We start from the raw sequence: 23823 nt of genomic DNA, 5'->3' as shown, positions 1-23823 counted from the left end.
TCTAGACCTGTCCCAAACTCACGATATGTGAAGGATCGACATGGCCGCTGAAGACGGAAAGAAACAGCTTTTGCACCTGGTGTTCGGCGGCGAACTCAAGAAGCTGGGCGGCACCGAATTCCGCGATCTCGACGCGCTCGATATTGTCGGCATCTATCCGGACTATCAATCGGCGCACGCCGTCTGGAAGGCCAAGGCGCAAGCTAGCGTCGACAATGCCCATATGCGCTATTTCGTCGTTCACCTGCACCGCCTGCTCGACCCCGAAAACAAGGCTGTCGGTTGACATCGATGAACCATGAAGCGGTCAAGCGATCAGCCCCGCGGTCGGCGGTCAGACGTCGCAAGCCGAAGACGTTCTGGCGCAAGATCCGCGAACCGCTGGCGCAGTCGCGATTCGTCAAGAATGCGCTTGCCGCGCTGTTTGCGTATTTCGTCCGCCTTGTCCGCTTGACCAACCGCATGGTCGACGGATCGGCCAAGTTTTCCGGCGGCGCCTATGCGCAGCTCGAGCCTGGCATCATCGCGCTCTGGCACGGCCAGCACCTGCTGACCCCGGCCTACTATCCCAAGGGACGGCCGCTGGTTGCCATGGTATCGCGCAGCGCCGATGCCGAGCTCAACGCGCTGATGGTCGAGAAATTCGGCATCGAGGCGGTGCGCGGCTCTGGCGGGCGCGAAAGCGCAAGGCATCTCGACAAGGGCGGGGCCAAGGCGCTCATCGCCCTCAAAAAGTCGCTCGCCACCGGCAAGAATGTCGCCATGATTGCTGATATTCCCCACGGCACGCCGCGCGATGCGGGGCTCGGCGTCGTCCTTCTGGCGCGGCTGTCCGGCCGGCCGATCCTGCCTGCCGCGATAGCCACCAGCCGCCGCAAGGTGATCGAGGGCAGCTGGGACAAGACGACGATCAACTTGCCCTTCGGCCGCTCCTCGATTGTCGTCGGCACGCCTGTCTTCGTGCCGGCCAACGCCGACGCCGCGGAAATGGAACGCAAGCGCCAGGAGGTCACGGCCTCGCTCAATGCCGCGACCGCCGAGGCCTATCGCCTTGTGGACGGTTCGAAATGAGTATGCGCTGGGCCCGCGCCTTCCTGACGGCCTACCGCTTCGCCGGGGCCGCCGCTTACCCGCTGGTCGGACCTTACGTCGCCTGGCGCACTTCCAGAGGCAAGGAGGACCGCATTCGCCGGCGTGAACGCTACGGCGTCGCCGGACGCGAGCGTCCCGAAGGCCCGGTGATCTGGATCCATGCAGCCAGCGTCGGCGAGACCATCGCCGTCGTGCCGCTGGTCGAGAGCATTCTCGATTACGGCGTCAACATCGTGCTGACGACGGGCACGGTCACCTCGGCGCAGGTCGCCGAAGAACGGCTGGGCGACCGCATCATCCACCAATATGTGCCGCTCGACCTCAAGCCGGCGGTCAGCCGCTTCCTCGACCATTGGCAGCCGGACCTGGCGATCATCGCCGAATCGGAGATCTGGCCGATGACCATCCTGGAACTCGGCGCCCGCCGCGTGCCGCAGGTTCTGGTCAACGGCAGGCTGTCCGACCGCTCCTTCAAGTCCTGGAAGAAGCGCGCCAACATTGCCGAAGCATTGTTCGAAAATCTTGCCCATGTCGTCGCCCAGTCGGATCTCGATGGCGAGCGCTTCCTGTCGCTCGGCGCCCGGCCGGTCACCGTATCCGGCAATCTCAAGGTCGACACCGCGCCGCCGCCGGCCGACGAGCGGGCACTGGCGGCGCTGAAACGCCAGATCGGCGGTCGCCCGACCTGGGCGGCGACCTCTACCCATGATGGCGAAGAGGCGGTCGCCGCCGAAGTTCACGCCATGCTGCACAAGCGCCACCACGGGCTTTTGACGATCATCGTGCCGCGCCATCCCGATCGCGCCGGGCAGCTGGCCGCCCAGATTTCCGGCATGGGCCTGAAGCTGGCGCAGCGCAGCAAGGGCGACAGGATCACCGCCGACACGGATATTCTGCTCGGCGACACGATCGGCGAGATGGGGCTTTATCTGAGGCTGACGGAAATCGCCTTTGTCGGCCGTTCGCTGACTTCCGAGGGCGGCCAGAACCCGCTGGAACCAGCCATGCTGGAGACAGCGGTGCTTGCCGGCCGCAACGTTCAGAATTTTCGCGAGGCCTATCAGCGCCTGCTCGATAGCGGCGGCGCCAAGCTGGTGCGCGACCGCGATATGCTGGCCGGCGCCGTTAATTTCCTTTTGACCAACGAGGCGGCTCGCCATGAGATGATGGCGGCGGGTGCGGCGACGGTCGACGAGATGCGCGGTGCGCTGGCGCATACGCTCAGGTCGCTCGAGCCCTATATCCAGCCGCTGGTCGTCAAGTCGCGCCTGAAGGGCGCGAACGGGCGCTGACGTGACCTCGGAAGCGCCACCCTTCTGGTGGGAAGAGCCGGACTGGCGGGTCACGGCGCTGTCGCCGCTTTCCGCCATCTATGCGCTTGTCGCCGGTCGCCGCATGCGGCACGCGCCGCGCGAAAAGGTCGAGGCGCCGGTGCTCTGCGTCGGCAACTTCACCGTCGGCGGCACCGGCAAGACGCCGGTGGCGATCGCGCTGGCCGAGCAGGCCAGGCGCATGCAGCTCAATCCGGGTTTCCTGTCGCGCGGCCATGGCGGCTCCTTCGCGCAGCCGCATATCGTCGATCCGCACCATGACGCCGCCAAGCATGTCGGCGACGAGCCGCTGCTTCTGGCCGAACATGCGCCGGTCGCGGTGACGCCGAACCGGGCCGCCGGCGCCAGGCTTCTGCTGGAGAAGCTCGGCTGCGATTTCCTGATCATGGATGACGGTTTTCAGAGCGCGCGCATCCACATCGACTATGCGCTGGTCGTCGTCGACGCGCGCCATGGCATCGGCAATGGTCGCGTCATCCCCGGCGGACCGCTGCGGGCGAACATCGTCGACCAGCTGGTCTTCACCAGCGCGTTGCTGAAGATGGGCGAGGGCACCGCGGCCGATACGGTCGTGCGGCAGGCAGCGCGCGCCGGCAGGCCGATCTTCGAGGCGCACACTGCCCCGAGCAGCAAGGTGACGCTGGCCGGCAGGCGGTTCCTGGCGTTCGCCGGCATTGGCCATCCCGACAGGTTTTTCGACACGGTAAGCGAGGCAGGCGGCGAGCTTGCGCTGACCCGACCGTTTCCTGACCATCATTTCTACAGTGCGGACGAGCTTGCCGAATTGGCGGCGACGGCACGTAAAGCCGGGCTTGGCCTCATTACCACCGCCAAGGACGCTGCCCGCCTGCGTCACGGCGCGGCGCCGCCGGAATTCCTCGACGGGCTCGATGTGCTGGAGATCGACACCGTCTTCGAGCTCGACCATGTGCCGCAACGCATCATCGACGAGACGCTGGATGCCTGGCGGCAGCGCCGGCTTAAAGGCTGACCAGAAGCTTGAGCACCGAGGCAATGCGGGACTGGAATTTGCAGCTTCGAACGTATTTTGTTCTTGCTTTGTGCCGGCAGCTATGGTAGTAATTTAGCTATGGTGATGATTTGCCGGTGACCCGCCCTCGAGGCTGAGGCGGGTTTTTTATTTCAAGATAGCCTCTAAGGTTTCGGTGTTGCCGGCCTGAGGCCGCGGCAGAGGGCGCAGGATCGCAACGGGGCGACTTCCATTTGCGCTGGACTAGCGTCGGCGGCGCAGTTCCGGATGCGCTTCGATCTCGCGGCGCAGCGAGGCGGCGGCATTCACATAGGGTTCTTGCCTGGCGACACTCCAGTATTTGAGCTCGTCGAGCGGGATGCTCTCGCCGGTCACCGCGCAGCGCACGAAGGCGCCGGGGCTGGTCACCTGGAAGTCGCCGTCGAGATAGCGGATGCGGGCTTCCTTGCCGCCGGGTCCTTCGAAACGGTTCATCATGGGGTGGTGCCGAAATTCATGACGATGTCATCGCCACAAATTGCGGCGAGGTCAAGCTTGACGTTGATGACGGCCAATCTCCCCCCTAGTGGGGGAGATGTCCGGCAGGACAGAGGGGGGCGCTGTCCCGCGGACCTCTCAATCGATTGCGATTGCGTCCTCAGCTTGTTCTCGGCTGGTCTTAAAGTTAGCGAGGCTAGCGATCCTTCGCGCCCCTCTCTGCCCTGCCGGGCATCTCCCCCACAAGGGGGGAGATCAGCGCTTGTCCGCCGCTCCTAGCTCTCTACCTCAAGGAACTCTTCGATCTTCTCCGCTGCTAGTCCTGCCTGGACCGCGATGCGCCGGGCGAGTTCGGCGGCGGCGGCGCGTGGGCGCCCCAGCGGCCGGTCGAGCCAGTAAGATATCGGGCTCAGCGTACTGCGCTCGTCTACGGCGACGATGCGGCCCGATTTCAATTGGTCCACCGTCAACGGCGGACGTGCCAGCGCAATACCGAGCCCGTGCGCGGCGGCGTCGAGCACGAGGTTGTAGTCCTCGAAACGGCGGTCGTGCGGCCGCGGCCGATAGTCCATCTCCTGCGCCGCAAACCAGGCGCGCCACGCCGAAGCGTCGGAATCATTGATCACCGGAAATTCGAGCAGTCGGGCGGGATCTCCGCGACCGATCTCCCTGGCCAGTCCCGGCGAGGCGACCGGGAACACATATTCTTCGAAAAGCTGCACCGAGATCCGGCCCGGAATGCGACCGCGCCCGCAGCGGATCGACAGGTCGATGCCCTCGTCGGCAAGATCGCCTTGGCGGATGTCGACGTCGAGCACGATACGCAGCTTGGACGGGTGGTTCTCCAGCGCCGCCATGCGCGGCATCAGCCACAGCCCGCTGACCGAAGGGATCGAGGTCAGCCGCACCACCGCCGTGCCGCGCGGCTCGACCCAACGGTCCGAGTTGCTGGCGATCAGGGCAAAGGCTTCGGTGGTGCGCAGATGCAGCCGGTTGCCCTCGATGGTCAGCGAGACGCCGCGCGCGCCGCGATCGAAGACTTTCAGCCCGAGCCAACCCTCGAGCTTGGCGATCTGCCGGCTGACGGCGCCGTGGGTGATGTTGAGCTTCTCGGCCGCCGCCGAAAAGCTGCCGGTCCGAGCCGCGGCGTCGAAGGCGCGCAGCGTTTCGAGCGGCAGCATCGGGTCTAAGCTGTGATCCATAGTCACAGGTGATCCTCGATTTGTTCGTTTGTCAACCGACCCGCAATAGCGTTTCTCTACTTCATGGCATTGGATCGCGAGGACACCCAGATGAGCGCTTACACCGGCACGTTGAATACGACACAGCGCATGGATGCCACGGCTGCCATCGCGGTGGCGCTGACGGTGGTCGGCTGGGCCTCGGCCTTTCCGGCGATCCGCGCCGGCCTTGCCGCCTTCGGGCCGCTGGAACTTGGCGCGCTGCGCTTTGCCATCGCCGCGGTTCCGGCGGCGATCTTCCTCGCGGTCAAGCGGCCGGCACTGCCCAGGCTCGATGAACTCTGGCGCTTTGTCTTCGGTGGTGCCGTCTTCGTCGCACTCTACACGGTGATGCTCAATTTCGGCGAGCTGACCGTTTCGGCCGGTGCGGCCGGCTTCATCATCAATGTCAGCCCGATCTTCACCGCCATCATGGCCATGGCGCTGCTCGGCGAACGCTTCTCGGGCCTGGCCTGGGCCGGCACATTCCTGTCCTTCGCCGGTATCGGGATCATCGCCATGGGCGAGGGGCAAGGGCTGCATTTCAACAGCGGTGCGCTGCTTGTCCTCGGCTCGGCGCTGTGCTCGGCCGTCAACACCATCGTCCAGAAGCCGCTGTTTGGTCGCCACCACCCGCTGACGATCTCGGCCTCGAACATGGTGCTTGGCGCGCTCTGCCTGTCGCCGTTCCTGCCGAGCGGTCTGGCGCAAGCGGCGGTCGCCGACACCGCCGGGCTCGGCGCCGTCATCTTTCTCGGCATCGTGCCCAGCCTCATCGCCTATGCCGCATGGGCAACAGCACTTTCCCGACTGCCCGCGGCGCGTGCCTCGAACTTCCTCTATCTGGTGTCGCCGGTGGCGACGCTGATCGGCTTCTTCTGGCTGGGCGAGGTGCCGACGCTGCTTGGCATAATCGGCGGCGCGCTGGCGCTGGGCGGCGTCATCGTGGTGAATTTGAAGAGATGAGCAAAGGGTTTGGGGCTGTGCCTGACTCGAAACGAGCCGCTGTACAGCGGCTCTTTTCGTACCCCCACCCCGCTGCTTCGCAGCGACCCTCCCCACAAGGGGGAGGGTAAGCTCCTCGCGAGGCGCCCGCGGCTAATCTCCCAACCTCCCCCTTTGTGGGGAGGTCGGACCGAAGGTCCGGGTGGGGGTCCGAGCCCTGCGAGTTCCTCACCGCCTCCCAAACAGCCTCTCGATATCCGCGAGCTTGAGCTCGATATAGGTCGGGCGGCCGTGGTTGCAGGTGCCGGAGCCGGGCGTCGCCTCCATCTGGCGCAGCAGCGCGTTCATCTCTTCCGGCTTGAGCAGGCGGCCGGAACGTACCGAGCCGTGGCAGGCCATGGTCGCGGCTATTTTGTCCAGCCGCTCCTTCAGCGTGTCGACCGTGTCGTTGTCGGCGATCTCGTCGGCGAGATCGCGCACCAGCTGCTGGACGTTGGTCTCGCCGAGCATCGACGGCGTCTCGCGCACCGCGACGGCACCGGGGCCGAAGCGCTCGATGCCGAGGCCGAAGCGGGCCAGCGTCTCGGAATGCCTGGCAAGCCGCTCGGCATCCTCTTCCGACAGATCGACAATCTCGGGCAACAGCAGCATCTGCGACGGCACCGCGCGTGAGTGGAGGGCGTTCTTCAAGGCCTCGTAGACCAGCCGCTCATGCGCCGCATGCTGGTCGACGATGACAAGCGAATCCCTGGTCTGGGCGACGATATAATTCTCGTGCACTTGCGCGCGCGCCGCGCCCAGCGCCGTGCCGAGCAGCGTTTCCGCCGCTTCGTTTTGCCCGGCGCGCGCATCGGCGCTGTGCAGCGGCCCCGCGTCGAAGGCCGCCTGCTCGTCCTCGCCGAACCCGTCGCCCATATTGAGCGGCCGCTGCGGCGAACGGGCGGGATCGAATCCGGAAAAGCCCGATGCCCGATAGGCGGCCTCGTAGCTGCGGTGACCGTTGGCCGGGCCGCCATGCGCATAGGATGCGGCGCCTGGCCGGAACGCCGCCATCATGCCGGCGGCCCCGGTGGTGGCGGCGCGGATGCCGGCATTGGCCAGCGCTTCGCGGATGGCGCCGACGATCAGCCCGCGCACCAGCCCCGGGTCGCGGAAGCGCACGTCTGCCTTGGCCGGATGGACGTTGACGTCGACGATCGCCGGATCGAGCCTCAGGAACAGCACGGTGACGGCATGGCGGTCGCGCGGCAGCACGTCGGCGAAGGCGCCACGAATGGCGCCGGCGATCAGTTTGTCACGCACCGGACGGCCGTTGACATAGGCGTATTGCTGCAGCGCGTTGGCGCGGGTGAAGGAGGGGACCGAGACATGGCCGGCGAGATGCACGCCGTCCCGCATCGCGTCGATGGCGATCGCATTGTCCGGAAAGTCGGCGCCCATCACCTGCGCCACCCGGCGCAGCCGGCCTTCCGGGCTGTCGTCGGTCGCCGGCAGTTCCAGCGTCGAGCGGTCCGGGCCGGCCAGGGTGAAGCGCACGGCGGGAAAGGCGATGGCGATGCGCTTGACCACGTCGCCGATGGCCGTGCTTTCGGCGCGCTCGCCCTTCATGAATTTGAGCCTTGCGGGCGTGGCGAAGAACAGGTCGCGCACCTCGACCGTGGTTCCGCGATTGGCCGCCGCCGGCCTGACCGCGGAGACGCGGCCGCCGTCGATACCGATCTCGGCGGCGTTTTCACTGGACGCGGTGCGCGAGCGGATCGACAGCCGCGCCACCGAGCCGATTGACGGCAAGGCCTCGCCGCGAAAGCCGAGCGAACGGATGTCGTGAATGTTGTCGGCGAGCTTGGAGGTGCAATGGCGCGCGATCGCCAGCGCCAGTTCTTTTTCCGGAATGCCCGAGCCGTCGTCGCTGACGCGGATCAGGTTCAGCCCGCCGCCGGCGGTGACGATCTCGACTCTGGTAGCGCCTGCATCCAGCGCGTTCTCGACCAGTTCCTTGACCACGCTTGCCGGACGCTCGATGACTTCACCGGCGGCGATCTGGTTGATCATCGTTTCGGAAAGCTGGCGGATCGGCATGGGGCACTATAGGCGGATTCGTGGTCGATGCGGGAGGGCGGAATTGAGGAAATCCACGCAGCTGATCGCGACTGGCCGCTCGTGCACTTCAAGTCATGAGCTTGGGCAGCGCTGCCGCCAGTGCATCGACGGCAAGACGGACTTTCATCGGCAGGTGAGGCGTCTGCAACCACAGCGCATGGGCGTCATAGAGAAACCGTGGCTGTTCCGGCAGCAGCGGGACAAGTACGCCCGCCTGAATGCGCTCGCGAACCATCCAGTATGGCAGCCAGGCGAGCCCCATGCCGGCGGCCGCGGCATCGGCGATGGCATCGAGATCGTCGAGCCCCAATCTGCTGACGGGCCTGACCTCAATCGCGGGGTGGCCGTTGCGCGGAAACAGCCACGGCTGAACGGCACGCCCGGAACGGCGGTAGATGATCGCGTGATGGCTGCCGAGGTCATCTATTTGCTGCGGCCGGCCGTGCCGGTCGAGATAGGACGGCGATGCGCAGACGAGCATGTGCTGGCGCGCGATGCGACGTGCCATTACCCCGGCCTGGTCCTCCAGGTCGCCCGTTCTAATGGCAAGATCGCAGCCGTCCTCGGCGAGGTCGGCGAGGGCGTCGCTGAACGACAGGTCAAGTTCCAGCGCCGGATATTGCTGCGCAAGCCCGAACAGGATCGGGGCAACGCAGCGCCGGCCGAAATGCACCGGCATGAGGACGCGCAGCTTTCCGCGCGGTTCGGCAAGCTGGTCGGCGGCGAGTGCATCCGCGGCCTCCGCTTCGGCAAGCACCAGCCGGCAGCGTTCATAATAGGCGCGCCCGAAATCGGTCAGGCTTTGGCGGCGCGTCGTCCTGTTGATGAGGCGCACGCTCAGGCGCTCCTCGAGAAACCGGACATGCTTGCCGACCATCGGCCCGGACAGATCGAGAGCCGCCGCCGCGGCCGCGAACGAGCCCAGGTCGACGGCTTTGACGAACACGGCCATGCTCGTAAGGCGATCCATATTCAAAACCCACAGTTTCTGCTGATCTACTCAAGCGGCTATTTATCCGCCTGATGAGCGCTGGCATAGCCGATTCAGTTCAAATATTTTGGAGTTGTGACCGATGGCACGTTTCGTTCGCTTTCATGAGCTCGGTGGTCCCGAGGTCCTGCGCATCGAGAATGTTGACACGCCTGCGCCCGCGAGCGGTGAGATTCAGATCCGCGTCAAGGCGTTGGGTATAAACCGCGCCGAGGCGCTGCTGCGTTCGGGGACCTACATCCAGACCGCGCCGTTGCCTTCCGGTCTTGGGCTCGAGGCGGCGGGTATCGTCGAGATGGTCGGCGAAGGCGTGGACGGGTTTGCGCCTGGCGATGCCGTCAGCATCGTGCCGCCATTGTCGATGATCCGCTGGCCTGCCTATGGTGAGATTGCCACATATCCCGCCGAGCTCGTCGTCAAGCATCCACCATCGCTGAGTTGGGAAGAAGCCGCCGCAGCGTGGATGCAATATCTCACGGCCTACGGTGCGCTGATCGACATTGCCAACCTCCAAAGCGAGGACTTTATTGTCATTACCGCGGCCTCGAGCAGCGTCGGACTTGCGGCGATCCAGATCGCCAACATGATTGGCGCGACCCCGATCGCGGTCACACGGACGTCCGCCAAGAAGCGGGCTTTGCTTGAGTTCGGCGCGGCCCACGTCATCGCCTCGGCAGAGGAGGACCTGGAAGCCAGGTTGAAGCGAATCGCCGGCCCGGACGGCGTGCGCGTGGTGTTCGATGCCGTCGGCGGCCCGATTTTCAAGCCTCTGACGGCAGCAATGGCACCGGGCGGCATTCTCATCGAATATGGCGGCTTGAGCCTCGACCCGACACCCTTTCCGCTACCTGCAGTGCTGGCAAAGACACTAACGCTGCGCGGTTATCTCGTCCATGAGATCGTGCGCGATCCGGTCCGGCTGCAGGCCGCCAAGGCGTTCATCCTCGACGGACTGAGCTCGGGTTCGCTGAAGCCGGCAATCGCCAGAACCTTTCCGTTCGACCAGATCGTCGAGGCGCACCGCTATCTCGAATCGAACGAGCAATTCGGCAAGATCGTCGTGACCGTTTGACCGGGCATTTATCGGCCTCACGCCTGCGCCGCCAGCCAGTCCCGCACCTTGCGGGCGTTGTCGCTGAGTTCGCGGTTCTTCGACCAGATGACATGAAAGCCCTTGCCGGTCGTCATCGTGTGGCCGGTGACGCGCACCAGCAGCCCCGATGCCAGCAGCCGCTCGGCGAGGTGACCCCAGCCGAGCGCGATGCCTTGTCCTTCCATGACGGCCTGGATCACCAGCGCATAGTCGTTGATGCGCAAGCCGCGTCCGGCATCGGCGATGTCGACACCGGCTGAGGCGAACCATTCGTCCCAGCTCGCGGCCTCGCGAAACGGCTCTTCAAGATGAATAAGGCGGTGCGATTGAAGGTCCGCGACACGCTCCGGCAGCCCGAACCGTGCCACATAACTAACGCCGGCAACGGGGAATATCACCTCATCGGCCAGCGGCAGCGAATGATAATCCGGCCATTCCCTGGGCTCGCCGCCACGGACGCCGAGCGGGATGTCTTCGGCGATGATGTCGAGATCGCGGTCGGCGGTCTGGATGCGCAGGTCGATGCCCGGCAATTCGTCGCGAAACTGCTGCAGGCGCGGCATCATCCAGAACGAGGCAAAGGCGGTCGAGGCGGCGAGTGTCACATGCGCGCCGACGGCGATCTGGCGCAGATCCTCCGCCGACTTGCGAATGTGCGACAGGCCGAGCGAGACGTCGGCATGGAAGCGGTCGCCGGCCTCGGTCAGGCTGACTTGCCGGTGGCGGCGCTGGAAGAGTTTGGCGCCGAGCTGCTCTTCGAGCCCGCGGATCGCATAGGAGACGGCAGCCTGCGTCATGCCGAGCTCCCGCCCGGCGGCGGTAAAGCTCGACAGCCGCCCGGCGGCCTCGAAAACGATCAGGCTGCCGGCCGACGGCAGCAGGTGGCGCAAGCTTCGCATAAGCTGAGCTTATACAAGAGATCAGGATTTTCCAGCGTCACAGCCGCATTTTGTCTGGCTAGATTGGTCGAGACAGGAAGATGGAGTCTCCATGAACGCACCGGCCGTTGAAGTGAGCGAACACACCAACCGCCGCAGCGGTGGCCGCCTGGGGCGCAAGGCGCTGCGGGGCGCACCCATAGCGTCGTTTCCAACCCTGGTCCGCCAGATTCCCGTCTATCAGATGGTTCCGGACGAGGCGGTTGAGCTGATCCACCAGGAGTCGCTCTCCATCCTCGAAGAAGTCGGATGCGAGTTCCGCGACGACGAGGCGATCGCAATGTGGAAGGCGGCGGGCGCCGATGTCTCGGAGACAAGGGTCCGGATCGACCGCGCCCTGCTGATGGAGCTCATCTCGAAGGTCCCGTCGGAGTTCACGCTCAATGCGAGGAACCCCCAGCGTTCCGTACGTGTGGGTGGAAACAACTCCATCTTCGTGCCGATGTACGGAGCGCCTTACGTGCGCGACCTCGACAACAACCGGCGCTACGGCACACTCGCCGACCTCAACAATTTCCACAAGCTCGCCTACATGGCGCCGGCGCTGCACTCGTCGAGCTCGATCATCTGCGAGCCGATGGAAATCGCGGTGCCGAAACGTCACCTCCACATCATCCATTCGGCGCTGAAGCACTCCGACAAGCCGTTCATGGGCATCGTGACCTCCAGGGATCGAGCCGAAGACACGATGGCGATGGCAGGCATCGTGTTCGGCGAGGATTTTGTCCGCGACAACCCGGTTCTGGTGTCGATCACCAACTGCAATTCGCCGCTGGTGTGGGACGCCACCATGCTGGACGCGATGAAAGTCTATGCGCGCCACAACCAGCCGCTGATCCTCGCCCCCTTCGCCCTTTGCGGCGCCTCGACTTCGGCCTCTGCCGTCGGTGCGGTCGCGCAGGTCAATGCCGAAGCGCTGGCGGGCGTCGCGTTCACACAGCTCCTGCGTCCGGGTTCGCCGCAGATCTACGGACAGTTCATGGTGACGGTCGACATGAAGACCGGCGCTCCCATGGGCGGCACGCCGGAGGCGGCCCAGATGATGTATCTCATGGGCGCCCTGGCGCGGAAGTATCGTCTGCCGTGGCGCACGTCCGGTTTCCATGTCGGCTCGAAGCTGAACGACGCCCAGGCGGGCTACGAGGCGAACATGCTGATGCATGCCGCCATCCTTGCCGGCGCCAACTACATCTGGCACTCCGCCGGTTGGCTCGAGGCCGGCCTGACCTGCGGCTATTCGAAATTTGCCACCGACTGCGAGCAGCTTGTCGGCTGGTACAAATATGCTGGCGGGCTGCCATTCGACGATTTCAAGGAGGCTATGGCGGCTATCCGCGAGGTCGGACCGCAGGGCCATTTCCTCGGCACCCAGCACACGCTTGAACATTTCGAGTCCGCCTTCTTCATACCGAGCATCATGGACTTCAATTCGTTCGAACAGTGGAAGGCGGAAGGAGCAAAGGACCACGACACCCGCGGCCGCGAGAAAGCGCGCAACATGCTCGCCGATTATGAGGAGCCGAAGCTCGATGAGGGCATCGCCGAGGGTCTCAAAGATTTGATTGCGCGGCGCGAGGAGAAACTGCCGGACAGCGTTAGTTGATCACGGGCGAAGACCCGATGCGAACCATAAGGGAGGAAAAAATGACACTCTTCAGAAGCAACGGCGATAGCGTACCGAGCGCCATCGAAGCAATGGCCAGCGAGGCGCGCGCCGGTCGCGTCGACCGGCGGGAGTTTCTCGCCCTGGCAAGCGCTTTCGGCGCATCGACGGCCCTTGCCTACGGCATGATTGGACTTGCCGTGCCGGAGCGGGCTTTGGCTGAAGAGCCGAAGAAAGGCGGAACGCTGCACGTTTCGATGTCGGTGAAGGCGCAAAAGGACACGCGCACCTACGACTGGGTGGAACTTGCGAACATTTCACGCTGCTGGCTCGAGCCGCTCGTACGCTACACCCGCCAGTTCACATTCGAGCCGGTTCTGCTCGAAAGCTGGGAGGTCAACGACGACGCCACCGAATACGTGCTGCATGTGCGCAAGGGCATCGCCTGGAACAACGGCGATGCTTTCAACGCCGATGACGTGGCCTACAATCTGACGCGCTGGTGCGAGAAGGCTGCCGCCGGCAATTCGATGGCCGCGCGCGTCGGTGCGCTGATCGATGCAAAGACCGGCAAGGCCAGGGAAGGGGCGATCACCAAGGTCGACGACAACACGGTGAAGCTGAAGCTGAACGAACCGGACATCTCGCTGATCCCGAACTTCACCGACTATCCGGCGCTGGTGGTCCATCGCAACTTCGACGCCGACGGCGCCAATCCGATCGAGAAGCCGATTGGCACCGGGCCGTTCGAACTGGTGTCTTATGCGGTCGGCCAGAAAGCGGTCGTCAAGCGTCGTGAGAATGGCAAATGGTGGGGCGGTGAAGCGCTTCTCGACGGCGTCGAATTCATCGACTACGGAACCGATTTCAACGCCTCGATAAATGCGTTCGACTCCGGCGAAATCGATCTCAACTTCGAGACGCCTGCCGACTTCATAGACATCCTCGACAAGATGGGGCTGGTCAAATCGGAGGTCGCGACAGCGACCACGCTCGTCGCCCGGACCAACATCACGAACAAGCCCTATGACGACAAGCGGGTTCGCAACGCTCTCCAGATGGCCGTCGACAACAAAGCGGTGCTCGAACTTGGCTACGCCGGGCGAGGCACTGTTGGTGAAAACCACCACGTCAGCCCGATTCATCCGGAATACTACGCGCTGCCCAAGAAGACACGCGACGCCGCGGGCGCCAAGAAGCTTATGGCCGATGCCGGGCAGGACGACTTCGAGCATGAACTGATCACCGTCGAGGACGATTGGCAAAAGAACACCGGCGACGCTATTGCCGGCCAGTTGCGCGATGCCGGGATCAAAGTGAAGCGCACCGTGCTGCCGGGGTCGACGTTCTGGAACGACTGGACGAAATACCCCTATTCGATGACCATCTGGTACATGCGCCCGCTTGGCGTACAGGTGTTGGCGCTCGGCTATCGCACCGGCGAGGCCTGGAACGAAACCGGCTACTCGAACCCTGATTTCGACGCCAAGCTCAAGCAGGCTCTTTCGCTCATCGACGTGGAAAAGCGCCGCGAGGTCATGAAGGACATCGAGCAGATCCTGCAGGATTCGGGCGTCATCATTCAGCCGTTTTGGCAGAAGCTGTTCAGCCACATGAACGAGAAGGTGAAGAACTACGGTGTCCACCAAACCTTCGAGATGGATCTCCAGGATGTCTGGCTGAACGCCTGAGTTGCCAGCAGAGGACGCGTTGCAGGATTTCATGGACCGCAAGAAAGCCGACGGGCAAGATGCGTGGTACTGATAGCTTCCGTCAGTGAACAATCGGGGACACCCATGAAACTGCCACTTTTTGTTGCCGCGCTTTCGATGGCCTTGCCGGCGGCCGCGTTTGCCGGCCCTGCTACCAACGCCGTGAAGTTCTTTTATGTCCCGTCGGTCAAATTCGAGGCCGATACGCAATATCGCGACCGCTTCACCGCGCCGGTGACGAAACTGTTCGAATTGAACGACAATGCGGCAAAGAACCATCCGGATGAAGTTCCCTGCATCGACTTCGCCCCTGGTCTCGATGCGCAGGACTATGACGAGAAGACCGTGGCCAAGACGCTGACGCTGGCCGAAACGCTGGATGGCGACAGCGCCGAGGTGACGGCGACGTTCAACCTTTTTCCGGAAGGCGATGATTCCAAACGCGAAATGGTCTGGTCGTTGAAGAAGATCGACGGCCATTGGAAGATCGCCGACATCACCTCGAAGACCAGCGGCTGGACCCTGAGTGCGCTCGAATGCCTTGCCGGGCAGTCGCCGGAGTGATGCCGTGCTCCGCTGCCGTCCCTGGGTTCTGGCGACTGCGTGCCTGCTGGCCGGATTGAGCAGCGCCGCCGCTCAGGGCCTGTTCGGCGCGCCGCCCGCAAACGCGCCGGCCGACAGTGCGGCACCTCCGCCGGCAGTTTCGCCGCCGGCAGAAGACGCGCCGGCCGCAGCCGTGCAGCCGGGCTCGCCGACCGCGGTGGTGAAGCCGTTCTACGAGCATGCCGGGCTCGAGGTCGATCCGGCTCAGCGGGGCCATTTCACCGACCCGGCAAAGTCGGTGCTCGACAAGAGCGACGCGCTGCGGAAGTCGGGGCAGGGCGAGTGCCTCGATCCCAACATGGCGCTCGACAATTCCGAATACGACAAGGCGGAGATCGACAAGAGCCTGAAGACCATCGAAGCGGTCAAGGGCGACGAGGCCAAGGTCGTCGTCGCCTTCGTCGCCGCCGGCAACCCGCATCGGCTGGAATGGAAGTTCAAAAAAATCGACGGCGACTGGAAGATATCGGACCTGCTCTCGGTGACCGGCGAATGGGCGCTAAGCCAATACCAGTGCGAGTGAGAACGGAATCGATGAAGATCACCAACATCCGCGTCACCCACGTCAACGTCCCGCTCGATGCTCCGTTCTGGTGGACGGCTGGTCTCTACGGCGGCGCGTCGAAATCGATCATCGAGGTCGAGACGGACGAAGGCGTGGTCGGACTGGGCGAGGCGCCATGGTGGCATTTCGGCGAGGTGATCAAGGCCGAGATCGCGCCGGCGCTGATTGGCGCCGATCCGCTCGACATCGCCGACTGCGAGGCGCGCTGCGTGCCGCCCTGGCAGATTACCGCCAACACCGGCGAGAATGCAGCCACGGTGGCGTTCGGCGCCGTCGAACTGGCGCTGTGGGATATAAGAGGCAAGGTCTTCGGCATGCCGCTCTACAAGCTGCTCGGCGGCGCGGTGCGCAAGGACATTCCGTTTTCGGAATATTTCGCCTTTCGCCCCGCTCAAGGCGGAGCCGGCGGCGAGATGACCGCCGAAGCGATCGTCGACTACTGTCTCGGCATGCGAGAACAGCACGGCTCGACGATCTTCGAGGGCAAGCTGATCATGGGCGATCCCGAGCTCGAGATCAGGACAGTGCGCATGCTGCGCGAGGCGCTTGGCGATAAAGCGCAGATCAAACTCGATTCCAACATGCAGTGGTCGCTGACCACAGCGCGCTGGGTGCTGCGCGAGATCGAGCCGTTCAACATCCGCAACTACGAGGATCCGGTCGCGACCTTCGAGGAGATGGCTGCGCTGCGCCAGCATTCGCGCATTCCGTTCTCGACGCACATCCCGGATCTCAGACGGGCAGTCGCGCTCGGTGCGCCGGATTACTTCGTCTGCAATTTCGCAGCACTCGGCGGATTGTCGAAAACTCTGAAATTCATTGCCGCCTGTGAGGCGATGGGCAAGGGGTTCTGGTGCTATTCGAACGATCTCGGCATCATGACATCGGCTTATCTGCACGTCGTGGCGGCAACGCCATGGATCACCGAGGCGTCGCAATCCCTGTTTCGCTGGCAGATCGGCGACGTGATCAAGGACGGCCCGTTCAAACAGATCGCCAACACGGTGCGCGTGCCGGAAGGTGACGGGCTGGGTGTCGAGCTCGCCCCGGCGGCAATGAAACGCTGGTCAGCACACTTCGCCGAACACGGGCCGATGCACCATTTCAGCGATCCGAACAGTCCCGGCCGTTACCGGCGGCTGCCGCTCAACTGATGCGAAGTGCACGTGACCGATCGATGAGAAGAGGTCCTGTCGTGGTTGCTTTATTCGCGGCGGTTTGCGTCCTGGCCTGCGCTGTCACCTGGGAGGCAGGAAGCCGCGCGGTGGCCCGCGTGCCTCAGCAAAGCTTCACGCTGCCTGTGGGGTTAGAGGTGGAGCGCATCGTTCTGAAGCAAGAGGGCGCGCCCGATCTTGCCGGTTGGGTGGCGGATCGGCAGGACAGTTGCGGAACAATCGTGCTGTTACACGGACGCGGTTCAAACAAGCTGGCCATGGTTCCAAGAGCGAAGCTGCTTTTCGAAAGCGGCTACTCGATCGTGCTGTTCGATCTGTCGGGACATGGCGAAAGCGGCGGCGATATCAGAGGCTTTGGTTACATCGAACGGCAGGACGCCAGCCGCATCCTCGCCTTTGCGCGGCAACGCTTCGCCGGTCGCAAGGTGGCGGCCATCGGCTCGTCGCTCGGTGCGGCTGCTTTTGTATTTGGCGCTCAGCAGGAGCATGCCGATGCCTATGTCCTGGAGCAGCTCTACGCGACTTTGCTGGAAACCACGGCGTTGCGAGCGCCCTTGCCTATGTTGCGCGACGTACAGGCGACCATCCTCTTGGCGCAGATGCAGCTCCGCCTTGACTTCGGGGTAGATGATGTCAGGCCGGTCGATCGCATCGGCGCGATTGATCGGCCGATATTGCTGCTAGGTGGCAATTCGGATCCGTTTGTCGCTCGCAGCCAGACACTGGCGTTGAAAGATGCGGCAGGCGCTGACGCAAAGCTGGTCTGGTTCGACGGCGCGCGGCATGTTGATCTCTATCGCTATGACCAACAGCGGTACCGCGACGCGGTGATGCCTTTCCTGGAGACTAACCTGTGCCGGACCGGGATCAGGTGAGCCGCTTCGTCCGATTAGCCGCGTCCGCGATAGGGTGCAACCCCTGTGTCGGGCAGCCACACACCTTCCGGCGGTGCGCCGGTCTGCCAGAACACGTCGATCGGAATGCCGCCGCGCGGATACCAGTAGCCGCCGATGCGCAACCACAATGGCTTGGTCGCGGCGATGATGCGGCGGCCGATCATCACCGTGCATTCTTCGTGGAAGGCGCCATGGTTGCGAAACGAGGTCATGAACAGCTTGAGCGACTTCGATTCCACCAGCAGCGCATCGGGTGCGTAGTCGATGACGATATGGGCGAAGTCCGGCTGGCCGGTGACCGGGCAGAGCGAAGTGAATTCCGGGCAGGTGAAGCGAACGATGGCCGGCGGGCCGTCGCCGCGCGAAAACGGCACGGTTTCCAGGACTGCCGCTTCAGGGCTCTGTGGCGCCTCGACGTTGGTGCCGAGCTGGGTGAGGTTTTTCGTATCGGTCATGAGCAGGTTCCTTGCTGCATGTCGCCCAAAACTGTGCAGCGGATTTGGGACGGCGACATGCGTAAAAACAAAATTTGCCGCTCATTAGCACAATTTGAAACAGCAGGAAGACGATGACCAGCAACGATCCGCTTCTCCAGCCCTATCAGCTCAAGCATCTGACGCTGAAGAACCGGGTGATGTCGACCAGCCATGAGCCGGCCTATTCCGAGGACGGCATGCCGAAAGAGCGCTACCGGCTCTATCATGCCGAAAAGGCCAAGGGCGGCATGGCGCTGACCATGACCGCCGGTTCGGCGATCGTCTCGCGCGACAGCCCGGCCGCTTTTGGCAATCTGCATGTCTATGACGACCGCATCGTGCCATGGCTCGCCGAGCTTACCGATGCCTGCCACGAGCACGATTGCAAGGTGATGATACAGATCACCCATCTCGGCCGCCGCACCGGTTGGAACAAGGCCGACTGGCTGCCCGTCCTGTCGGCTTCGCCGGTGCGCGAACCGGCCCATCGTGCCTTTCCCAAGACTATCGAGGACTGGGATATCGAGCGCATCGTCGCCGACTATGCGGCGGCGGCGCAGCGCTGCCAGGCTGCCGGCCTCGACGGCATCGAGTTCGAAGCCTACGGCCATCTGATGGACGGTTTCTGGTCGCCGGCCACCAACCAGCGCGACGACGATTTCGGCGGCTCGCTCGACAACCGGCTGCGCTTCACCGGAATGGTGCTCGACGCAGTGCGTGCCGCGGTCGGCGAAAAGTTCGTCGTCGGCATCCGCATGGTCGCCGACGAGGATTTCGAGAAAGGTCTGTCGAAACAGGAGGGCGTCGAAATCGCCAGGCGGCTGGCCGGCTCCGGCAAGGTCGATTTCCTGAACATCATCCGTGGCTCGATCGAGACCGATGCGGCGCTGACAAAAGTCATCCCGGTGACCGGCATGCGCTCGTCGCCGCATCTCGACTTTGCCGGCGAGATCAGGGCGGCGACGAAATTCCCGACCTTCCATGCGGCGCGGATTTCCGACGTCGCCACCGCGCGTCACGCCATCGCCACCGGCAAGCTCGACATGGTCGGCATGACGCGCGCCCACATCGCCGACCCACACATCGTCAGGAAGGTCATGGAAGGCCGCGAGCACGAGATCCGGCCTTGCGTCGGCGCCACCTATTGCCTCGACCGCATCTATGAGGGCGGCGAGGCGCTGTGCATCCACAATGCGGCGACGGGCCGCGAGGCTGATATCCCGCATATTATTCCGAAAACCGAGGGACCGAAGCGGAAGGTGGTCGTCGTCGGCGCCGGCGCCGGCGGGCTGGAGGCGGCGCGCGTCGCCGCCGAGCGCGGGCACCAGGTGACGGTGCTGGAAGCATCGAGCCAGGCCGGCGGCCAGGTGCGGCTGGCAACGCAGAACCCGCGCCGCAAGGAATTGATCGGCATCATCGATTGGCGTCTGGCCGAGCTCGACCGGCTCGGCGTCGAGATCCGTTACGACAAATGGGCGGAAAAGGACGATGTGCTGGCGCTGTCGCCCGACGTGGTGGTGATCGCCACCGGCGGGCTGCCGCAGAACCCGCCTCTGACGGCGGGCGACGATCTCGTCACCTCGAGCTGGGATATCATGGCCGGCAGCATCAAGCCGGCCGAGAATGTACTGCTCTATGACGACAATGGCGGCCATCAGGGCATGGGTGCCGCCGAACTGATCGCCAATAGCGGCGCCAGGCTGGAGCTGGTCTCACCAGAGCGCTTCTTCGCCCCGGAAATGGGCGGCATGAACCATGTGCCCTACATGCGCGCCTTCCAGGAAAAGGGGGTCACGGTGACCATCAACACACGGCTGCGCTCGGTGCGGCGCGAAGGCAACCAGCTGATCGCCGAGCTCGCCTCCGACTTCGCCGATGGCTGGCGCGGCGAGCGGCGGGTCGACCAGGTGGTGGTCGAGCACGGCACGCTGCCGCTCGACGATCTCTACCTGGCGCTGAAGCCGCTGTCGAAGAACGCCGGCGCGATCGATTACGAAAAACTGGTCAATGGCGGCGACATCTTTCCGGTGCGCAATCCGCAGAGTGGTTTCGTGCTCTTCCGCATCGGCGATGCAGTAGCCTCGCGCAACATCCACGCCGCCATCTATGACGGCATCAGGTTCGGCTTGCGGATCTGAGGAATATTGATTGGTGGCGCGCAGCCGAACCTCCGTACGGAGAGCCACCAGGCACGTCGGTCCGATCTGCGCGCCGCGCACGCCGCCGGCTATCGCCGGGCACCGTACGATCTTGCGATTGCGGCAGGACGCTCAAAACATCCTGGCGGTGGCCATGCAGAACACGGTGATGACCAGCAGGCCGCCAGCGATGCGTTCGCCTTTTGTCATCTTGGCGCGCAATTGGGTTTGCTTCGCCGCATCAGCGCCGGCCAACTGCCTGCTGGCGGAACCCACCAGCGCGCCCTGAACCCCGGCGGCGATTAACGCCGTCAAGATGCCCAGCGCCAAGACCTTCTCCATCGAGCCGAAAGAGCCGTTGTGGAAGAAATACCACAGCAGCAAGCCCGTGAGGAAAACCACGCCGGCTGCGCCCATTTGCGGCCGGAAGAAACGTTCCGCTCTGATCTCCGGTTCGCGGGCGACCGCGATGGTGGTGCCGGCCCAGAACACGCCCGCCATGACGTGAAGGCCGAGGACGATGATGTAGGCATATTGCATGACCGCATTTCCTCTCTTGCCCACCGCTAGTCATATTGATAGATATCAAATGATTAGATGTCAACGCATAAGCTCGAGCCGGTTCCATAGGCTTTGCCCTTGTTCTAGTGTCGGATCATGACGCCCTTTGACCGCCCGCCGATCGGGATGAATCTCGCGCGCACCGCCAAGCTGGTTGCGCAGGCTTTCGACGCTGCCTTGGTCGAGGCAGGCGGCACGCTGCCGGTCTGGGTCACGTTGCTGTCGGTCAAGTCGCGGGAGCTGGCCAACCAACGCGAGCTCGCCGGCATGATCGGCATCCGGGGCGCAACGCTGACCCACCACCTCAACGCCATGGAGACGCAAGGCCTGCTGATGCGCCGCCGCGATCCCGAGAACCGCCGGGTTCACCAGGTGGAGCTGACCCAAGCCGGAGAAGCGCTGTTCCTGAAATTGCGCACCGCCGCGTTAGCCTTCGACAAGCGGCTGCGGAAAGGACTGTCCGACGACAGGCTGGCAGAGTTTGCACAGGTGCTGGCCGCGCTACGGGCCAATGTCGAGGGTTAGAAATTAGGATAGGAAACGCCATGCGCGAAATTTCGCTGAAGGATGCCGGGGCTACACTCTCGGCGCTGCTCGATCCGGTCGTCGCGGGAGAACCGGCCATCATCACCCGGCACGGCCGCAAGCAGGCGGTCATTTTGTCGTTTCAGGACTACGAAAGACTGGCGCGTGTGCCCAGCTTTGGACAATTGCTGGCAGGATTTCCCGGTGATGAGGATGACCTTCCGCCTCGGCAGATCAGGTCGGTTCGCAAGGCCGAACCATGACGGATCTACGCCCGGCAGCCCTGCAGCACCGTCAGCCTGGCCTTCTTGGGCGTTCGCGCCACCAGCCATTCGCGCACGCTGTCCGGCGGCATCGGGAAAGCGATGGAATAGCCCTGCACCTGGTCGCAGCCGATCGCCATCAGCGAGTCGAGCTCGGCTTCGGTTTCAGCGCCCTCGGCAACGATCGAGATGCCGAGACCGCGGGCGAGTTCTGTGAGGGCACGCACGATCTTGGTGTTGCCGCTGTTCTCGTTGATGTTCTGGACGAAACGGCGGTCGATCTTCAGCCGATCGATCTCGTTTGGATTGACATGGCTGAGCGATGCGTAGCCGGTGCCGAAATCATCGAGCTCAAGATGGATGCCGGCGGCGCGAATGTGCCGCAGCTTTGCCGCGATACCGGTCTTCTCGTCGTCGAGGATGACGGATTCGACGATCTCCAGCGATAGTTTGTGCGCTGGCAGGCCAGCCCTCTCCAGCATGTCGAACAGGAAGACTTCGAAATCTGTCTCGCGCAGCTCCGAACCCGACACGTTGACCGCGATCCGGCCGAAGGCGATGCCTGCGCGGTTCCATTCGGCTGCTTCGTCGATCGCCGTGGCAATGACGATGCGGCCGATCTCGGGCATGAGACCGCATTTTTCCGCGATCGGAATGAACTCGCCCGGCGCGATCATGCCGCGCTCGGCATGTCTCCAGCGAACCAGAGCCTCGATGCCGCTGATGCCGCCGTCCGACAGCGAGACTTGCGGCTGGAAATAGACTTCGAACGCCTTCTCCGAGATGGCGGTCCTGATGTCGAGCTCGAGCTGCTTGCGATAATCGAGTTCGTGCCTCAGCTCCTCGGAGAAGAACGACAAGCTGCCGCCGCCCTGCTTCTTGGCGGAATACAGCGCCAGATCGGCATGGACGAGCAGATCCTGCGCATTGTCGGCGTCGACAGGGTAGACCGCAATCCCGGCACTTACGCCCGGATGAATTGTCGTGCCTCGAAAGACGATCGGCTTGTTGAGCTTGGTCAGGATGCGCCGGGCGACGGTATCGATGTTCTCGGTGCTGCCGGCGCCGTTGAGAATCATGACGAATTCATCGCCGCCGAGCCGCACGTTGAGATCCGACGTACGGCACGAATCACGCATGCGCTGCGCAGCCGCCACCAGCACATAATCGCCGGCGGCGTGGCCGAACGTGTCGTTGATCTGCTTGAACCGGTCGAGATCGAACTGCACCACGGCAACCCGTTCACGCCGTCGCTGCGCGGCATTGATCAGCGTATCGAAATGCTCGGTCAGGAAGGTGCGGTTGTGCAGGCCGGTCAGCCCGTCATGCACGGCGATAAAGGCCATGGAATTGCGCGCATCGACCAGCTCGCGCGTCCGGCGCAGGATGGCATTCGACATTGGCCTGAAAATGAAAAGCGCCACCAGCACGATGACGCCGATGGTCGAGTAGAACAATGTGCGGTTAAGATCGAGAAGTGTTTCGGATCGCTGGTCTGCAAAGGCGCTGATGCGCTGGCCAAGTGCGGCATAGCCCGACAAAGTTGCGTTGGCAACGGAAGCGTTCAGGTTGACGCGCTCCTCTCCGCCTTTGTAGCCACCATTGCCGGCCATGTTGAGCCGCGATTCGAATGACGAGATCAGGCGTTCGCCGTTGGCGATAAGCCCGACCGAGAAATAGTCGAGATGGTACGGCTTGGCGAAAAGCACGCTCTCGATCGATTTCGGATCGAACCTTGCCGGCGACGCCGGATCGGCGGCGGTCCGTTCGAGCAGCAGATCGTAGTTCTTCTCGAACTCCACCGTCGCTTGCTTGAGCGCGCTAACCAGGGCCGGCTGCTGGTCGCGTGAGGCGCTGCCTGTCGCGCCGGCGAGGAAGACGATGCGCTGCGACAGGGCTTTCTGTGTGCTGACGATATCGAGCAGCGCCTGATTGTGCCGTTGGGTAGACATCACCTGTTGCAGCAGGATGAAGGAGGCCACGACCATGGCGGCGATGATCAGCAGAGCCAGCCAGTAGCCGGATTTGATCAGGAGTATGAGCCTGCCCGAAACGGCGTGCACCGGCTGCTGTGACATTTTCTGAGGCGGCCCTCTCGCCAACGAATTCTTGTGCGATAACCTTTGGC

General features: G+C 63.7%; 23 protein-coding genes. 15 read left to right on the top strand and 8 right to left on the bottom strand.

What is annotated here, in order from left to right:
• The first annotated feature begins 40 nt into the window (after nt 1-40).
• From NKI17_RS30120 to lpxK, 4 genes are read left to right on the top strand one after another with little or no spacing between them, the layout of a single operon-like run.
• Nucleotides 41-286: a DUF4170 domain-containing protein gene (locus NKI17_RS30120; protein WP_023674378.1), complete on the top strand. Its 246-nt coding sequence runs from the start codon at nt 41-43 to the stop codon at nt 284-286.
• Between the two features lie 5 nt (nt 287-291).
• On the top strand, nt 292-1071 hold the full coding sequence (locus NKI17_RS30115) for a lysophospholipid acyltransferase family protein (protein WP_023717166.1): 780 nt from the start codon (nt 292-294) through the stop codon (nt 1069-1071).
• Nucleotides 1068-2384 (top strand): lipid IV(A) 3-deoxy-D-manno-octulosonic acid transferase, encoded by a 1317-nt coding sequence (waaA, locus tag NKI17_RS30110; protein WP_352616932.1) that lies wholly within the window; start codon nt 1068-1070, stop codon nt 2382-2384. Before NKI17_RS30115 ends, waaA begins: the two co-directional genes overlap by 4 nt.
• 1 nt (nt 2385) lies before the next feature.
• Nucleotides 2386-3414, top strand: a complete 1029-nt coding sequence (gene lpxK, locus NKI17_RS30105) for a tetraacyldisaccharide 4'-kinase (protein WP_352707196.1) — start codon at nt 2386-2388, stop codon at nt 3412-3414.
• Between the two features lie 243 nt (nt 3415-3657).
• On the opposite strand, the gene NKI17_RS30100 is transcribed toward lpxK, so the two are convergent.
• Together NKI17_RS30100 and NKI17_RS30095 are read right to left on the bottom strand one after the other, a co-directional pair.
• Complete coding sequence (locus tag NKI17_RS30100; RefSeq protein WP_031211156.1) at nt 3658-3891, bottom strand: DUF2093 domain-containing protein; 234 nt, start codon at nt 3889-3891, stop codon at nt 3658-3660.
• Between the two features lie 275 nt (nt 3892-4166).
• Nucleotides 4167-5093, bottom strand: coding sequence for a LysR substrate-binding domain-containing protein (locus NKI17_RS30095; protein ID WP_352907171.1), 927 nt, complete (start codon nt 5091-5093; stop codon nt 4167-4169).
• Nucleotides 5094-5183: 90 nt separating this feature from the next.
• Between NKI17_RS30095 and NKI17_RS30090 the strand changes: the two genes are divergently transcribed.
• Nucleotides 5184-6077, top strand: a complete 894-nt coding sequence (locus NKI17_RS30090) for a DMT family transporter (RefSeq protein ID WP_254817460.1) — start codon at nt 5184-5186, stop codon at nt 6075-6077.
• A 207-nt stretch (nt 6078-6284) separates the two neighbouring features.
• On the opposite strand, the gene mutL is transcribed toward NKI17_RS30090, so the two are convergent.
• Nucleotides 6285-8135, bottom strand: coding sequence for a DNA mismatch repair endonuclease MutL (mutL, locus tag NKI17_RS30085; RefSeq protein WP_352907170.1), 1851 nt, complete (start codon nt 8133-8135; stop codon nt 6285-6287).
• Between the two features lie 88 nt (nt 8136-8223).
• On the bottom strand, nt 8224-9126 hold the full coding sequence (locus tag NKI17_RS30080) for a LysR family transcriptional regulator (protein ID WP_352569795.1): 903 nt from the start codon (nt 9124-9126) through the stop codon (nt 8224-8226).
• A 103-nt stretch (nt 9127-9229) separates the two neighbouring features.
• Between NKI17_RS30080 and NKI17_RS30075 the strand changes: the two genes are divergently transcribed.
• Complete coding sequence (locus NKI17_RS30075; RefSeq protein ID WP_352542339.1) at nt 9230-10219, top strand: zinc-dependent alcohol dehydrogenase family protein; 990 nt, start codon at nt 9230-9232, stop codon at nt 10217-10219.
• 17 nt (nt 10220-10236) lie between these two features.
• Here the strand turns inward: NKI17_RS30075 and NKI17_RS30070 are convergent, their stop codons facing one another.
• Entirely contained in the window at nt 10237-11139 is a 903-nt protein-coding gene (locus NKI17_RS30070; RefSeq protein WP_352569797.1) for a LysR substrate-binding domain-containing protein, read from the bottom strand.
• A gap of 91 nt (nt 11140-11230) precedes the next feature.
• Here NKI17_RS30070 and NKI17_RS30065 point away from each other — a divergent pair, with 91 nt between their 5' ends.
• The 6 genes from NKI17_RS30065 to NKI17_RS30040 all read left to right on the top strand — a co-directional run bounded on the left by NKI17_RS30065 (nt 11231) and on the right by NKI17_RS30040 (nt 17711).
• Nucleotides 11231-12781, top strand: a complete 1551-nt coding sequence (locus NKI17_RS30065) for a trimethylamine methyltransferase family protein (protein WP_352542341.1) — start codon at nt 11231-11233, stop codon at nt 12779-12781.
• A 41-nt stretch (nt 12782-12822) separates the two neighbouring features.
• Entirely contained in the window at nt 12823-14472 is a 1650-nt protein-coding gene (locus NKI17_RS30060) for an ABC transporter substrate-binding protein (RefSeq protein WP_352907169.1), read from the top strand.
• Between the two features lie 105 nt (nt 14473-14577).
• Nucleotides 14578-15057, top strand: coding sequence for a DUF3828 domain-containing protein (locus NKI17_RS30055; protein WP_352907168.1), 480 nt, complete (start codon nt 14578-14580; stop codon nt 15055-15057).
• 4 nt (nt 15058-15061) lie between these two features.
• Nucleotides 15062-15619 (top strand): hypothetical protein, encoded by a 558-nt coding sequence (locus NKI17_RS30050; RefSeq protein ID WP_352796320.1) that lies wholly within the window; start codon nt 15062-15064, stop codon nt 15617-15619.
• Between the two features lie 11 nt (nt 15620-15630).
• A complete protein-coding gene (locus NKI17_RS30045) occupies nt 15631-16815 on the top strand; it encodes a mandelate racemase/muconate lactonizing enzyme family protein (protein WP_023674392.1) in 1185 nt (394 codons plus the stop codon).
• Entirely contained in the window at nt 16815-17711 is an 897-nt protein-coding gene (locus NKI17_RS30040) for an alpha/beta hydrolase (protein ID WP_352645899.1), read from the top strand. Before NKI17_RS30045 ends, NKI17_RS30040 begins: the two co-directional genes overlap by 1 nt.
• A gap of 14 nt (nt 17712-17725) precedes the next feature.
• Here NKI17_RS30040 and queF read toward each other — a convergent pair whose 3' ends face one another.
• Nucleotides 17726-18187 carry a preQ(1) synthase gene (queF, locus tag NKI17_RS30035; protein ID WP_023674394.1) on the bottom strand — a complete coding sequence of 154 codons (462 nt, stop codon included), beginning with the start codon at nt 18185-18187 and terminating at the stop codon, nt 17726-17728.
• A 113-nt stretch (nt 18188-18300) separates the two neighbouring features.
• Here queF and NKI17_RS30030 point away from each other — a divergent pair, with 113 nt between their 5' ends.
• Nucleotides 18301-20346, top strand: a complete 2046-nt coding sequence (locus NKI17_RS30030; protein ID WP_352645897.1) for an oxidoreductase — start codon at nt 18301-18303, stop codon at nt 20344-20346.
• Nucleotides 20347-20478: 132 nt separating this feature from the next.
• Here NKI17_RS30030 and NKI17_RS30025 read toward each other — a convergent pair whose 3' ends face one another.
• A complete protein-coding gene (locus NKI17_RS30025) occupies nt 20479-20886 on the bottom strand; it encodes a hypothetical protein (RefSeq protein ID WP_352624197.1) in 408 nt (135 codons plus the stop codon).
• A 117-nt stretch (nt 20887-21003) separates the two neighbouring features.
• Between NKI17_RS30025 and NKI17_RS30020 the strand changes: the two genes are divergently transcribed.
• Complete coding sequence (locus NKI17_RS30020) at nt 21004-21432, top strand: MarR family winged helix-turn-helix transcriptional regulator (RefSeq protein WP_023674397.1); 429 nt, start codon at nt 21004-21006, stop codon at nt 21430-21432.
• 20 nt (nt 21433-21452) lie between these two features.
• A complete protein-coding gene (locus NKI17_RS30015; RefSeq protein WP_352593119.1) occupies nt 21453-21695 on the top strand; it encodes a type II toxin-antitoxin system Phd/YefM family antitoxin in 243 nt (80 codons plus the stop codon).
• 5 nt (nt 21696-21700) lie between these two features.
• Here NKI17_RS30015 and NKI17_RS30010 read toward each other — a convergent pair whose 3' ends face one another.
• Nucleotides 21701-23773 carry a putative bifunctional diguanylate cyclase/phosphodiesterase gene (locus NKI17_RS30010; protein WP_352645895.1) on the bottom strand — a complete coding sequence of 691 codons (2073 nt, stop codon included), beginning with the start codon at nt 23771-23773 and terminating at the stop codon, nt 21701-21703.
• Nucleotides 23774-23823: the final 50 nt, after the last annotated feature.

It is taken from the genome of Mesorhizobium sp. M0816 (genome assembly GCF_040320005.1).
Taxonomy (GTDB): Bacteria; Pseudomonadota; Alphaproteobacteria; order Rhizobiales; family Rhizobiaceae; genus Mesorhizobium.
The sequence above is the reverse complement of the archived record's forward strand: the minus strand, read 5'-3'. Positions and strand labels throughout refer to the sequence as shown.